Source organism: Paenibacillus sp. FSL H3-0321 (assembly GCF_038002865.1).
Taxonomy (GTDB): domain Bacteria; phylum Bacillota; class Bacilli; order Paenibacillales; family Paenibacillaceae; genus Paenibacillus_AQ.
The window spans coordinates 2,111,241-2,125,840 of record NZ_JBBODH010000001.1 but is presented as its reverse complement, the minus strand read 5'-3'; the positions used below and the strand labels follow the sequence as shown (position 1 = coordinate 2,125,840).

Below are 14,600 nucleotides of genomic sequence, written 5' to 3'. Positions count from 1 at the left end.
ACTTTCAAAGCAAGACACAAAACAAAGATTCGTCCCGCTCTCTAAGGACAAGCTCATCCCTCTTCTGTAAATATCGCAAGTGCGCAACCGTCTCCCCAAGCGCAAAACTTACGGAGGCAGGATCGGCCACCTTGGGGAATAAACGGGTGCTGATCTCATAAGGGGTGAGTTCTCCAGCGTTGGAATGTTTCCATATGGACCGGATCTCCTGAAGACGTTCAAGATGATGCTCAATTACGCGGTCGATGAACGATTCGGACAACTCAAATGCTTCGCCGTGCCCGGGAAGGACAGTTTGTATATGTAAGGTTTGCAGCTTTTTTAGGGTATCAAAATAATCCTGCAAGGGGTCTGAGCCGGTACTGTAATCATACGTAATATTAGGTGTGATTTTCTCAAGCAGAAGGTCACCGCCTATGAACAATCCGCTGGCCTGGTGGAGAAAGCCAACACTCCCTTCAGCATGACCGTTACCAAACTTCACTTGAAATTGCGTTCCGCCTAGTTGAATGTCCTCCTCTGGCTCCAAGAGCACTTTGGCCCCTTCGATCGGCTTCACCCAAGTAAACAGTTCTTCATTGTGTTCAGTCATTTGGGCAACAAGCGAAGCAGGAACACCGCATTTTCGGCTGAATTGGGCGGATTTCCTGATAGATTCACTATGATAGGTGCGGTCTGCCCAGTCAAAAGTCTCCTTGCTGCTGTAAACAGCGGCATCCGTCCACTGCTGAAACATCCCCGCAAGACCGTAATGGTCCGGGTGGTAATGAGTCACGATAATCCTTCTGATGTCCCCGAAAGTCAGATCATAACGCTGCAAAGCTTCAGTCCAGACCGTTAAGGTATTGTCTGTAGCTAAACCAGGATCGATCACGCTCCATCCTTCTTCATCTTCTATAAGATAACTATTCACATGATTGAGACGCAGGGGCAGAGGCAACCTCACTTTGTGTATGCGCAGCTCTAAAGGATTCATTAGTATCTCCTTTTAAATTAATCCGGTTTATCGGAATTATAAAAATTAGTTTGAACTATTATCGAGAAATGCGGTAGTGTCAACGTTTTTAATTTAAAATTGTTTATTCACAATTGTGTTGACAAATTAATCATAGCGGTTTAGTATGATTAAAAATGTTTCGTTGGCAAACAAAAAGGAGGTGACACAGCATGAAGGATGTAATCAACCGGGAGCAGATTGAAACCTTGCTTAGAAGCTCGGCATATCACCGCTTTTTGGATGTTCAAGTTGAAGAACTAAATGAAGAGTCCATTACGATTTTACTACCTGACAACAATCTGTTTGTTACAGGGGACGCTGAATATATTCACGGCGGGATCATTGCAACGCTGATCGACATCGCCGGATACTTTGCGGTACATCGCAAGGTGAATCTGCCTACGCCTACTATTGATTTGCGGATTGACTATTTGAGGCCGGCAGCGCCTGGTGTTCTGCGTGCCAAGGCCAATCTGGTCAAATTAGGGAGAACGGTTAGTCTGGCAGATATTTCGGTAACAGACCATACAGGCAAGGAAGTTGCTGTCGGCCGGGGATTGTTTAGCTCGAAGCAGTAACCGTATATATTTGGAGGTCAGCTCTAGAAAGGGAGGTGTTATGAGTACGTATAATTTTGCGAGCATCATTCAAGAATCTGCTGCACGTTATCCTTCAAAGATTGCCTTGATCACGCCCCAGATTACATTGAATTATTCAGAGCTGGCCCGGCGTGTGAATCAAGCGGGGAACCTCTTTCTAAACCTGGGTGTTCATCCGCAAGACCGTGTCAGCATATTGTTCACTAATGATTACCGGTTCCTGGAAATTTGCTTCGGGCTGATGTCGATCGGAGCTATTCCGGTGCCGATGAATGCCAAGCTGGGTGCGGAGACGTTAGCTTATGTGTACCGCAACAGCGGAAGCCGGGTTCTAATTTTTCACGATGAACTGAATGAGAAGGCACAGGCTGTGCAGCAGATCAGTGAAGCTTCTATACTGGTACGCTGTGCTAGCGTGAATGAACAAGCAACTCCCGTTGCACTGTCCTACGATGAGTTGCTTCCTCAGCAGTCCGAAAGTTTGGAGCTGTACCCGTCAGAGGAGAGAGCGATCTGCTTCCTCCCCTATACATCCGGTTCAACCGGGAATCCCAAAGGATGCAGGCTAACTCACCGGGGGCAGCTATGGAACGTTCAGTCTACCTCGCAGCTAAGAGGTTTAACGGATGAGACGCGGGTGATCATCTCTCTGCCTCTCTATCACAAAAATGCAATGACGACGATGAAGACCATTTTCTATCTCGGGGCATCAGCCGTCGTACTCCCAAAAGCGGATCCAGAGCAGATCGTGAAAGCCATTGAGACTCACCGCTGTACATATATGACGGGTGTACCCGCTTTATATCGAATGATAGTAAGTTATCTGAAAGAACATCCGGGGTTCGATCTTACATCCTTACGTTTTGGCATATGCGGTTCCTCCGATACGCCTAGCGAGCTGTTAGAAGAGGTGCAGCAGCTCTTAGGAATTCCAATGTATGAAGGATATGGGCTTACTGAAGGGGGGCCTGTCGTACTGGAATCCCGGGAAGGTATTCAGCGGATAGGCTCTGCAGGTATTCCTGTGCCGGGTTGTAAGATTCGAATTGTGGATGAACAAGAGAACGAGGTCGGTCCGAATGTAACCGGTGAGCTTTGGGTGAATAACCCGGGCGTAGCTGACGGGTATTGGAATCTCCCGGAGGTCACTGCCCGCAGGATTACGCCGGACGGCTGGTTGAAGACAGGCGATGCAGCTTGCAGGGATGAAGATGGATTCATTTATATTGTTGGACGTAAGGACGACATGATGAATGTGGGAGGAGAGAACGTCTATCCCAAAGAGGTGGAGAACATTCTCCTGAAGCATCCTTTGATTGAGGATGTCTGTGTCCTGCCTATTCCTCATGAAGTGAAGGGTGAGGTTCCTGTAGCCGTCATTGTGACAGGCAAGGGCGGTGAGTTAAAAGAGGATGAAGTGAAGCAGTTCTTTATTCATAACGGTCCCGCTTACGCTCATCCCCGCAAAGTCATCTTCGTGGATGCCTTGCCGCTTACCGGACCTGGCAAGCTTGACCGAACGCGATTAAAAGAGCAAGTCACGCAAAATATAATTTAAGAGGAGAAGATATCCAATGAGAGCTGCACTTATTCTTGAACACGGAGATCGAAATAATGTTGTTGTGGGAGAGTATCCGAAGCCTGAAGCCGGGCCGAAGGAAGTTGTCGTTAAGGTTGAAGCTGTCTCCCTGAACCATCTTGATATTTTCGTACGGCGGGGAATTCCGGGGAGAAAGCTCCCTCTGCCGCATATCTCTGGCGGGGACATCTCTGGAATTGTGGAACAGGTAGGAGAAGGAGTTCTAAATGCCAAGCCTGGTGACCGGGTTCTCATTGATCCATCCATCCCGGGTCATGGAGCACTGGGGGAAGACCTGACAGGCGGACTTGCCGAGTATGTAAAGGTTCCGGCGCAGAATCTGATTCCGCTGCCTGATGAGATCTCCTTCGAGGAAGCCGCGGCTCTTCCGATTGCTTACGGAACAGCCTGGAGAATGCTGATCACCCGCGGCAAGCTGCAAGCCAATGAGACGATCCTGATTCTCGGTGCTAGCGGCGGCGTAGGGAATGCGGCCGTGCTTATCGCTAAGCTGGCCGGTGCCAAAGTCATTGCTGCAGCCGGATCGGATGACAAGCTGGAGAAGCTTAAGGAGCTTGGTGCGGATCTGGTCATTAACTACAATACAACGGATTTCTCGAAAGAAGTCTGGAACTACACCGGCAAAAAAGGAGCGGATGTCGTCGTTGACTATACTGGTAAGGCAACCTGGCCGCAAAGCATCAAGGCGACTGCCGTCAAGGGAAGAATTCTAACTTGCGGTGCAACGACTGGCTATGAAGCGGTGACGGATCTGAGATATGTATGGGTGCGTGAAATTACAATTATCGGTTCCAATGGCTGGGAAGCGGGCGATCTGATCACTTTGCTTGAGCTTGTGCAAAGCCGCAAGCTGAAGCCGATTATTGACAGAGTGTTGCCGCTGGAGGAAATCAGGGAAGCTCACCGCATCATTGAAGAACGTGAATTCTTCGGGAAAATCATTATCAAGCCATAAGGAATAAGGGAGGCGGACATTATCGGATTCACATTGAAGTTTGATCATATTGTTCATTATGTAAATCAGCCGGAACAGGTATTTGAAGAGTTGAAACCTTACGGTATCCATGCCATACATGGCGGGAGACATGAACAGATTGGGACATATAATGCACTCAGCTATTTCGATCTAAGCTATATCGAGTGGATCGGTGTATTCGATCACAGTCTGCTTCCGCTTGGAGACCGGACAAGCCGTTATGGTTTGATTGAGACGTTGGCCAAAGATGGATTTCAGGAAGGGCTGAGCAGGATCGCACTTCGTACCCATGATATTGAAGGTCTTGCAGCGCATCTGCGCAGTCAAGGTCTAGAGGTATTCGGGCCGGAGGCATGCAGCCGCAGAAGACCGGACGGTACGCTGGTAAAGTGGAAGCTGTTATTCGCAGGAGAAGCCGGCGTTGAACACGGACTTCCGCTGCCCTTCTTCATCCAGTGGGAAGGAGAAGACCCGGAGCGGAAGCTGGAACTGCAGGAGGCCGGAGTAATCCTTCCGCATGAACGTGGACTTCTCCAGCTTAGAGAGGTCGGGTTTACCGTGAGTCGTCTGCAGGAGACCGTTGAAAAATGGGCGAAATGGTTCCGCGTCCACGCGGGTGAAGTTACCTATGATCCTATATTGCGGGGCAATCGGCAGACTCTGGATCTGCACGGAACTTTACTCAGCTTTGTGGAGCCAGTGGAAGAAGGTCCGGCTTCAGAAGCCTTAAAGTCCCGTGGACAGCGGCCGTTCCTTGTAAGATTGAGCTCTGGAGAACCCGGAAGTCAGGAGCAATATGTAAAGATTCTGGGTTCACTATATCACTTGAACTAAGGCTGCCTGTCAAACATCAACTGACAAAACTGGCATAGAAGGGGAGGTTACTGTATGGCCAAAGAGAGGAAAGGCCGAACGGGGCAAAAACCTCTTTGGATTATTATTGTACAGGTCGCATTTGTAATACTGCTGCTGGGGTGGATGGAGCTCGCAGTATCCAAAGGCTGGGTGAGTCGAGTTTTCCTGGCTTCACCAACCCAAATTTGGAATGAGCTTGTCTATACGATTCAAGAAAATACACTGTGGCCGCATCTGATCCTTAGTCTGAAGGAGGTTACAGTAGGTTACTCGATATCTGTCGTTGCCGGAATCGGACTCGGTGTGCTCTTCGTGTCGTTCCCGACATTGGAGAAGCTGATAGATCCGCTGGTAGCCTCAGTAATGGCTATCCCGAAGACAGCGATTATGCCGCTGCTTATCGTCTGGTTTGGGATCGGGTTTACGAGTAAGGTTGTGCTCGTCATTCTCTTCTGTTTTTTCAATATTCTCTACAACACCGTTACAGGTGCCAAACAGACCCGGAACGATCATATCAAACTAGCCAGGGTCTTCAAGGCAAGCAGAGCTCAGACGGTATTCAAGGTGCTTCTGCCATCGGCACTGCCAAGCATTTTCAACGGGCTGCGGATCACGGCGGCCACAGCGATTACCGGCGTTGTCTTTGCAGAGATGGCTGCCTCCAAGGGCGGATTAGGATTTATGTTGAATGAGTCTCAAGCCGTACTTAATACTCCCAGGCTTTACCTGGTTATTATCATCGTAACAATTTTGTCCGTCTTATTCGTGAACATCGTCAATCTTGTCGAGCGGATCACTTGCCGCCGCTGGATTACGAGCCCACATCAATCTAAATAGAGTAGGTGCGAACCATATGAAGAAGCCTAATAAAACATTCAGCCTTTTATCCATTATTCTTATCCTATCGCTCCTCTTGGCAGCGTGCGGTTCTAACTCTGCATCCAATACTACAAGCAATAAATCTACTAATAATTCCAGTAATACCTCCAGTAATACCTCTGCAGATTCCTCATCGAATACAGGCAATAAGGAGACTGTGTCCTTGAATCCAGCCGACGGAGTACCTCCCTGGCAGGGCCGCGACAATGAGCGTGTCAAAATCAATGCCGGCTTCGCCAAAGGGATGACCGGGATAGCCAATCAATTTGCAATAGCGAAAGGCTGGTATTCTGATGCCGGCATAGATCTTGATATTGTGGATATTCCCAATCCTGTAGCGGCATTCGGCGCGGGCGAGGTAGACATTGCCGATGGTGACCCGGGTACTTATATTCCTGCCATCGCTAATGGCGTTAAGATGAAAATCGTCAGCAATATGTGGAGAAGCCGGGGGGCCTACTGGATTATTGCCAAACCGGAGATTAAGACTTGGGCAGATCTGAAAGGCAAGACCATTGGAACCGGTCAAGCCACAGGCGGTATGCCTTTGACGCTCAAGGAGGTTCTTAGCCAGAACGGCATTGATTACAAAAAGGATGTAGAATATGCGGCGAACAGCTTTTATCAGGAAGCCTACGCATCCTTTGTGAAGGGCGAAGTTGACGCTACGATCATTCACCAGCCGTTCGCCACGCTGGCTGAACAAGAAGGGACTGGACATGTTCTTGCGAAAACCTGGGAGTTTGTTCCCGAATATCAGACAGGCGTGCTTGTAGCCAGCCAGAAGTTGATTGATGAACAGCCAGAGGTCGTTGAACGCCTGCTTGAAGTCTACTTTTATGCGAATGAATATGCCAAGACTCATCTGGATGAATTCTATCCTTGGGCAGCTGAATATTTGAATCAGGATGAAGAAACGATTAAGAAGGCCATTAATTCCGAGATCATATTGTGGGAAAATAACCCGATCGTCGATACGAAGCGTCTTCAGGTTACAGAAGATCTGCTAACCAAATATGGCATGCAGCGTGAAGCGATCTCTGTTGACGGTGTTGTAGATAATACATTCGCCGATAAGGTTGCGAAGATACTGCTGCTTGGAAAATATGCTAAACAATAAGCACGCAGGGAGGAGCGCTTATGCCTACTATTGAACTCCGTAACATCAACAAGGAATACTCCAGTGTGGATGATGAGCAGACTTTAGCGCTCAAAAATATAAATCTTAAGGTGAGTGATGGCGAGTTCGTCTGCGTGCTTGGGCCAAGCGGTTGCGGGAAGAGCACGCTGCTCGAAATCGTGGCGGGCCTGCTTAATCAATCCAGCGGTGAGATCATTTTGGATGGCAAGGTGCAGGCTGGAACGAGCAGAGATATCGGAGTTGTATTTCAGGACTCCGCTCTATTTCCTTGGCGCACTATCCGCCGAAATATCGAATTCGGGCTGGAGATTGCAGGGGTTCCCCGTTCAGAGCGGCGCGGGCGGGCGGAACGCACGATTGATCTTGTAGGGCTAAGCGGCTTTGCGGATAAATATCCTCATCAATTATCCGGAGGTATGCGCCAGCGGGCCGGCTTAGCCCGGACGCTGGTAGCTGATCCGCAAGTGATTTTGATGGATGAACCCTTCAGTGCTGTCGATCACCTGACGCGGTTAACACTGCAGGATGAGATTATACGGATCTGGCAACAGGAGAAGAAGACGGTGTTCTTCATTACTCATGATGTGGCTGAAGCCGTATATTTGGCAACACGCATCGTCCTGCTCAGCCCTCGTCCAGGACGCATCCATCAGATCTTCGATGTTCCCTTTGAAAGACCGCGCAACAGAAACGATGCCGAGATTCTGAACATTGTGGAAAAGATCTATATCAGTATCAATAATCCCCCCGCGGATCAGACCGAGTATTTCATTTAGCAGATCACATCTCAACAAATAGCCAAGGAGGTGACAGGATGAATATATTGATTACCGGGGGAAGCCGAGGAATTGGACTTGCAATCAGCCGGAAGCTTGGCGCAGGCGGGCATCGGCTGCTCCTATCCGGGCGTGACGAAGGCCATCTCGAATCTGCGGCAGCACTGCTCCCTGAGGATGCGTTGTATTTGGCTGCAGATGCCGGGGACCTGTCCTCGATCAGCCAACTGGTCCAATATGCCAAAGAACAAGCATTCTCGCCGGATGTGCTGGTGCTTAATGCTGCGGCATTCTATGATGCAAGCCGTTCGGTGATTGAGCCTGATGTGGAAGAGCTGGATCGTATATTGCGGGTAAATCTGCTGGCGAATGTAGCTTTGGTCAAGGCTTTTCTTCCAGCAGTTAAGGCAGGAAGCTACCCGCGTATATTTTTCATAGGATCAACAGCGGCTCTCCGTCCGGACAGCTCTTTCTATGCTATATCCAAAGCAGCCTTGAGCAATTACGCCCGTGGCCTGAGAGAAGAACTGAAAGTGTCTGGCGTAGGGGTGACTCTCATTCATCCTGGGGCGACATTTACTGAAAGAAGAGTACCGGGAGAAGGTATTGCGGAGGACAGATTCCTTGCCTCGGAAGATATAGCCAAGCTCGTCGAAACGATGCTTGAGCTCAGCCCGCAGGCAGTCGTCGAAGAGATCAGTATTCGTCCTATGCTGGGTGACACTTACTGAGCCTACGAAAAGATAAAGAATACCGCGATCCAGCTATCAACATGAGATTGGAATTTTTGTTTGACGAATCCTGTGGAGTACGTATAGTATGAAATTGTTTCGTAAGAAAACAAAATTTCAAGAGGAGCGTTAAAGATTGGAGAAATTTCATGTTGAGCTGGACCGCTCCTTGGTCCGTATGTTCGAGGTCTATAATACACTGAACAAGAGGCCGAGAGAGTATAGTCCCGGAGTCGTCTTGTATTTATCCGAAATTCATATGATTGAAGCCATTGGTCACCATCCAGATTGTAAATTAACTGAAATCTCAAATGTGCTTAATATTACCAAAGGAACTACTTCCAAATTATTGACCAAGCTGGAAGCCAAAGGTCTTGTTTCGAAGTATCAGGTTGAAGGGAACAAGAAGGAAGTGTATTTCAGGCTGACTGAACTGGGACAAGGCGCCTTTGAAGGCCACTATAAGTTACATGAGACGAGAAGTTCGGATATCGATAGAGAATTTGACAATTACTCTCCTGAAGAGCAGAAAATCATCCTTAGGTTCATCCATATGTATACGGAAGAAATGGGACGTTATCTGGAATAAGGCTATCTCGTAGACATTAGGAGGAAATGCGTTGAAGAATTTGGAGCAGAAATTGCAGGGAATTCGTCATGATTTGCATGAAAATCCGGAGTTATCCAATGAAGAATATTCGACAACAGGCAAGCTGAAGAGTTGGTTGGAAGAGGCGGGAATCCATGTCCTGGATACGCCTCTACTGCGAACAGGACTTGTCGCGCAGATCGGCACGGGACAAGCACCTATCATTGCCATTCGTGCAGACATTGACGCTCTGCCGATACAGGAAGAGACGGGGCTGTCCTATAGCTCCCAAGTGGCTGGCAAAATGCATGCTTGCGGACATGATGTACATACAGCAGTAATTCTGGGGGCCGCTTATAGTCTTAAAGAGCGGGAGGAAGAGTTGCCTGGAACTGTACGCATCCTCTTTCAGCCTGCGGAAGAGACCGGGCATGGGGCCAAGCAGATCATAGAATCGGGAGGTCTCGAAGGTGTTGAGGCAATCTTCGGCTTGCACAACTGGCCTGAACTTGCGGTAGGCGAATTGGGAACGAGGGCTGGCGCAATTACTGCAGGTGTAGACCGGTTTGAAATCACGATCAAGGGAACGGGAGCTCATGCTGCGTCACCGGAGAAAGGGACAGATTCAATTGTACTGGCCTCACAAATTGTGCTGGCTTTGCAGACCATTAGCAGCCGGTCTATTAGTGCACTTGAATCTGTAGTAGTGAGCATAACGCGGATTAGCGGGGGAAATACATGGAATGTGCTTCCGGAAAGCGTGGTGCTTGAAGGGACGGTTCGGACTTTAAATACATCGGTTCAGCAGGAGATCCCCCGCAGAATGGATCAGATTCTTCAGGGGTTGGCTGCTGCAGCCGGGGCCGAAGTGCAATTGCACTGGTATCCTGGGCCGCCTGCAACGATAAATGATTCCAGATGGTCTGAATTCATGAGTGTGGTGGCTGAAGAGCAAGGGTATCGGGTGCTTGAGATAGGCCCCCAGATGGGCGGGGAGGATTTCTCTTTTTACCTGCAAACGATTCCTGGAGCCTTCGTTATGATCGGATCAGGAGCATCGTATAATCTTCATCATCCAAAGTTTGCGCCCGACGAGACCTTGCTGCTTCCTGCAGCAGAATATTTTGCTGCCCTGAGCGTGCAAGCTCTGAAAGAATTGAGTAAATAATATACGAAAGTTGATTCTATGAAATTCAAACAAAAACAGCGTGGAAGCTCTGCTTCTATGCTGTTTTTGTCGTAAAATCGTTCGAAATAATATTTTAAATTGTGTTATTGAAACCATTGACGATTATGCTAACAAAGTAATATTCTGTAATGGTTAGAAGGCTGCTGGAAACAACGGGCCTCATAACCATTGATTTAATGGTGTGCCAAATATGTTGTGGGAACCATTAGATCATTGCATCTAGAGCTCTTTTTAAATAAGAGAGCGCTTTCAATTTGTGAATAACGAGGAAGGAGGAGGATGTTTTTTATATTTTAGTGCCAATTTAAGTGAAAGATGTAACGAAATTAAAAATTTATTAATTAATGGGAGGAATGTTGCTTGAAGAAAATTTTAGCTTTTGTTATGATGTTTGGTTTGCTTATGGGGATGGTAGCACCAATTCAGGCAAATGCAGAAACAAACATCGCACTCAACAAAACTGCAACTGCAAGTTCAAGTGAAGATTCAACAAAAACACCGGATATGGCTATTGATGGAAACGCTTCAACAAGGTGGTCCTCCAGTTATTCTGATCCTCAATGGATTAGCATTGATTTTGGAAGCGCAATCAATGTGAATGGTGTAATGCTGAACTGGGAGGCTGCCTACGCAAAAGCTTACCAGATTCAGCTATCCACAGATAACAGCAACTGGACTACAGTGTTTTCCACTACAACAGGAGACGGTGGAGTCGATACGATTTCATTTGCAACCCAAAGTGCAAGATATGTAAGAATGTATGGAACGCAAAGGGCAACCGAATACGGGTATTCTCTATGGGATTTTGAAGTGTATTCGGATAGCGGACCCGTGGATAATGGAATTATTTCTGGTGCGGTGTATAAGCTTTCAGCACAACATAGCGGCAAAAACCTGGATGTAGCAGGAGGCGCTACTTCAGACGGTGCTAATGTACAGCAGTGGACAGATAATGGAAACTCCCAGCAAAAGTGGAAAGTCATTGACGTTGGCGGCGGAGCCTATAAATTGATTGCTGAGTCCAGCGGCAAGGCATTGGATGCCGCAGGCCCTTCGGCCGATGGAGCCAATGTGCAGCAGTGGACGGACAACGGTGCAGTCACTCAGAAGTGGGCAATTATTGATGCAGGTAGCGGGTACTACAAATTAATCTCCAAAAGCAGCGGTAAAGCCTTGGATGTAGCAGGAGGCTCATCTGCAGATGGAGCTAATGTGCAGCAGTGGACAGATAACGGAAATGCGCAACAGAAATGGAAATTTACGCAGATTACAACGACCTCAGATACCTCAGCACCAACCACACCAACAAATCTTATAAGTTCCTCAAAAACGGCAACAAGCGTAAGCCTTGCTTGGGCAGCATCCACAGACAACGTAGGCGTAACAGGGTACGACATATACAATGGAACGGCTCTGGCCGGATCTAGCACAACAACAAGCTATACCGTAACCGGCTTGACTGCAAATACAGCATACAGCTTCACGGTAAAGGCAAAGGACGCAGCAAATAATATATCGGCAGCAAGCACGGCTCTGAGTGTAACAACCAGTGCAACTGCCACCACCCAGGGATTCTATATTAACGGAACAACTTTATATGATGCAAACGGAAAGCCATTTGTTATGAGAGGGATTAACCATGCTTACACTTGGTACAAAGGTCAGGAGTCCGTTGCCATTCCTGCAATTGCCCAGACAGGCGCAAATACCGTTAGAATTGTCCTTTCAGACGGGCAGCAATGGTCGAAAGACAGTCTGGCAGCCCTACAAAATCTCATCACCTTGTGCGAACAGAATAAATTAGTGGTAGTCGTCGAAGTCCATGATGGAACTGGCTCGGATAGTGAAGCAGTACTTGATAATATAGCGAATTACTGGATTGAAATGAAAAGTGCACTCATCGGAAAAGAAAAAACCGTCATCCTCAACATAGCAAATGAGTGGTACGGCACATGGGATGGCGCAAACTGGGCCAAAGGGTATACTTCTGTAATACCAAAGCTTAGAAATGCCGGAATCAAAAATACCATCATGGTTGACGGAGCGGGATGGGGGCAATATCCGCAATCCATAGTTGATTATGGAACACAGGTGTTTAATGCAGATCCGTTGAAAAATACGATGTTCTCGATCCATATGTATGAATACGCCGGAGGAAATGCTGCGACGGTTAAGAGTAATATAGACAATGTATTGAATAAAAACTTGGCTCTTGTTATCGGTGAATTCGGAATAAAACATACTAACGGAGATGTTGATGAAGCGACGATTATGAGTTATTCCCAGCAAAAGGGTGTCGGCTATATCGGATGGTCGTGGAAAGGAAATGGTACCGGGCTGGAGTATCTGGATATGTCACATGATTGGGCAGGAACCAGCTATACAGAGCAAGGGAACGCCATCATTAACGGTCCAAACGGAATTAAAGCAACTTCGAAGCTGAGCACAGTATTTCAATGAACCTCGGACAATCAGGCGCTGACCACACCTTCGAATTTGTCCGGTACATCACCGCATCTGCGGGAACACTCCTTATTAAAGACTTTGAGTTGAATTTCTAAACAGCAAAAAAACAAAGCCTCCAAGCTCAACTTGGAGGCTTTGTTTCTTAAATAGCGGATGTTATGTCTAGATCATGCTAAAGCTGTGACTTTAAAATTAAGGTTTGGTACGGCTGTCAGCAAATATAATGTGGATATGCGGAAATTGCAGCAAACAATAAAATGGATAGGAGTGCGGCTTGATGGAATATACCAATCCCGTTATACCCGGCTTTCATCCCGATCCCAGTATATGCCGGGCGGGTGACGATTATTATTTAGTAACAAGTTCGTTTGAATATTTTCCGGGAGTGCCTATTTTTCACAGCAAAGATCTTGTTCATTGGCGTCAGATCGGGCATTGCCTTACAACGGCTGAACAACTGCCTCTGGCGAATGCCTGGAGCTCGGGAGGAATCTTTGCGCCGACGATCCGTCACCATAATGGCTGGTTTTATATGGTGACCACTAATGTAAGCGGAATCGGCAATTTCTTTGTCAAAACGAAGAATCCGGAAGGGGCATGGTCAGAACCGATACCTGTTGCCCAAAACGGTATAGATCCATCCCTTTTGTTCGATGATGACAACCGCGTATACTTTCAGTCTTCCCGGACCGGCGACCAAGGGGACGGGATATACCAGTGCGAAATCGATATTGAAACCGGGAAGATGCTGACGGAGAGCCGATTGATCTGGAAGGGGACAGGCGGCGCTTATCCCGAAGCTCCTCATCTATACAATATTAACGGTATATATTTTTTGATGATTGCTGAAGGCGGTACTGAGTATGGTCATATGGAAACGATCGCCAGAAGTAATCTGCCGTATGGACCTTATGAGCCTTGTCCGTATAATCCTATCCTCTCCAACAGAAGCTTGAACAGCAAGATACATGCAACGGGGCATGCGGATCTGATCGAAGCGCAGGACGGCAGCTGGTGGGCTGTTTGCCTGGGAATTAGACCTGCCTCTTATCCTATGGGTCATCATTTGGGCAGAGAGGTGTTTCTGGCCCCGGTGACCTGGACGGCAGAAGGTTGGCCGGTTATCGGTAAGGATACGCATATTGAGCCGATCATGGAGGCACCGAAACTGCGGGAAGTCCTGTGGCGGGAGAAGCCTGTCAGAGATCATTTCAATGATTCGCTTCTCAGCTTTGAGTGGTCTTTTTTGCGCAACCCGGTAGAGGGGAGCTGGTCGTTACAGGAACGACCGGGGTATCTGGTTCTGCACGGACATCAAGCCCTGCTGGATGAAGCAGCCTCTCCCGCATTTGTAGGCCGCCGACTATGTCATTTCTCTTCCAACATAGAAACTGAACTGGAATATGAGCCGCAGGATGACGGAGAAGAAGCAGGGTTAACCATTTATATGGATGAAAAACATCATTACGATCTTGCCATAAGATCCTTACAGGGACGCAAAATAGTCGTTTTCCGCCGGACCGTCGGTTCATTGAAGGTGGAGGAAACTAAAGAGTGCCCTGAAGGGCCTGTTGTGCTGCGAATTCAAGCGCTGCCTGACAAGTTTACAGTGTCGTTTCAATCAGCACAATCCGGAATAATTGAAATGGGTTGGGGGGAAACTCATCTGCTCAGCACAGAAGTTGCAGGAGGCTTTACCGGTGTATTTATTGCAATGTATGCAACCTCCACAACGGGAGGATCTGCCCCTGCGTCGTTCGATTGGTTCGATTATGAACCCATTGGTTAATTTGAAAATCAAA

At 47.8% G+C, this 14,600-nt stretch carries 13 protein-coding genes; 12 read left to right on the top strand and 1 reads right to left on the bottom strand.

The genetic code is table 11. The features are described 5' to 3' along the window. Positions 1-4: 4 nt before the first annotated feature. Positions 5-976, bottom strand: coding sequence for an MBL fold metallo-hydrolase (locus tag MHI45_RS09385; RefSeq protein WP_341119003.1), 972 nt, complete (start codon positions 974-976; stop codon positions 5-7). Positions 977-1,167: 191 nt separating this feature from the next. Between MHI45_RS09385 and MHI45_RS09380 the strand changes: the two genes are divergently transcribed. The 12 genes from MHI45_RS09380 (at position 1,168) to MHI45_RS09325 (ending at position 14,587) form a co-directional block, all read left to right on the top strand. Then, complete coding sequence (locus MHI45_RS09380; protein WP_341119002.1) at positions 1,168-1,575, top strand: PaaI family thioesterase; 408 nt, start codon at positions 1,168-1,170, stop codon at positions 1,573-1,575. Positions 1,576-1,615: 40 nt separating this feature from the next. Continuing rightward, entirely contained in the window at positions 1,616-3,154 is a 1,539-nt protein-coding gene (locus MHI45_RS09375) for a class I adenylate-forming enzyme family protein (RefSeq protein WP_341119001.1), read from the top strand. A gap of 16 nt (positions 3,155-3,170) precedes the next feature. Then, on the top strand, positions 3,171-4,151 hold the full coding sequence (locus tag MHI45_RS09370) for a zinc-binding dehydrogenase (protein WP_076114374.1): 981 nt from the start codon (positions 3,171-3,173) through the stop codon (positions 4,149-4,151). 33 nt (positions 4,152-4,184) lie between these two features. Then, complete coding sequence (locus tag MHI45_RS09365) at positions 4,185-5,006, top strand: VOC family protein (RefSeq protein ID WP_341119000.1); 822 nt, start codon at positions 4,185-4,187, stop codon at positions 5,004-5,006. A gap of 54 nt (positions 5,007-5,060) precedes the next feature. Further along, positions 5,061-5,864: an ABC transporter permease gene (locus MHI45_RS09360; RefSeq protein ID WP_076114372.1), complete on the top strand. Its 804-nt coding sequence runs from the start codon at positions 5,061-5,063 to the stop codon at positions 5,862-5,864. A gap of 205 nt (positions 5,865-6,069) precedes the next feature. After that, the gene (locus MHI45_RS09355) at positions 6,070-7,026 is read left to right on the top strand and encodes an ABC transporter substrate-binding protein (RefSeq protein ID WP_341118999.1); all 957 of its coding nucleotides are present in this window, start codon (positions 6,070-6,072) and stop codon (positions 7,024-7,026) included. Between the two features lie 20 nt (positions 7,027-7,046). Then, on the top strand, positions 7,047-7,823 hold the full coding sequence (locus tag MHI45_RS09350) for an ABC transporter ATP-binding protein (protein WP_076114370.1): 777 nt from the start codon (positions 7,047-7,049) through the stop codon (positions 7,821-7,823). A 38-nt stretch (positions 7,824-7,861) separates the two neighbouring features. Continuing rightward, complete coding sequence (locus MHI45_RS09345; protein WP_341118998.1) at positions 7,862-8,554, top strand: SDR family oxidoreductase; 693 nt, start codon at positions 7,862-7,864, stop codon at positions 8,552-8,554. 136 nt (positions 8,555-8,690) lie between these two features. Continuing rightward, positions 8,691-9,143: a MarR family transcriptional regulator gene (locus tag MHI45_RS09340; protein WP_341118997.1), complete on the top strand. Its 453-nt coding sequence runs from the start codon at positions 8,691-8,693 to the stop codon at positions 9,141-9,143. Positions 9,144-9,174: 31 nt separating this feature from the next. Beyond that, on the top strand, positions 9,175-10,311 hold the full coding sequence (locus MHI45_RS09335; RefSeq protein WP_341118996.1) for an amidohydrolase: 1,137 nt from the start codon (positions 9,175-9,177) through the stop codon (positions 10,309-10,311). A gap of 405 nt (positions 10,312-10,716) precedes the next feature. Then, the gene (locus tag MHI45_RS09330; protein WP_445667517.1) at positions 10,717-12,792 is read left to right on the top strand and encodes a cellulase family glycosylhydrolase; all 2,076 of its coding nucleotides are present in this window, start codon (positions 10,717-10,719) and stop codon (positions 12,790-12,792) included. A 283-nt stretch (positions 12,793-13,075) separates the two neighbouring features. Beyond that, complete coding sequence (locus MHI45_RS09325; protein ID WP_341118994.1) at positions 13,076-14,587, top strand: glycoside hydrolase family 43 protein; 1,512 nt, start codon at positions 13,076-13,078, stop codon at positions 14,585-14,587. Positions 14,588-14,600: the final 13 nt, after the last annotated feature.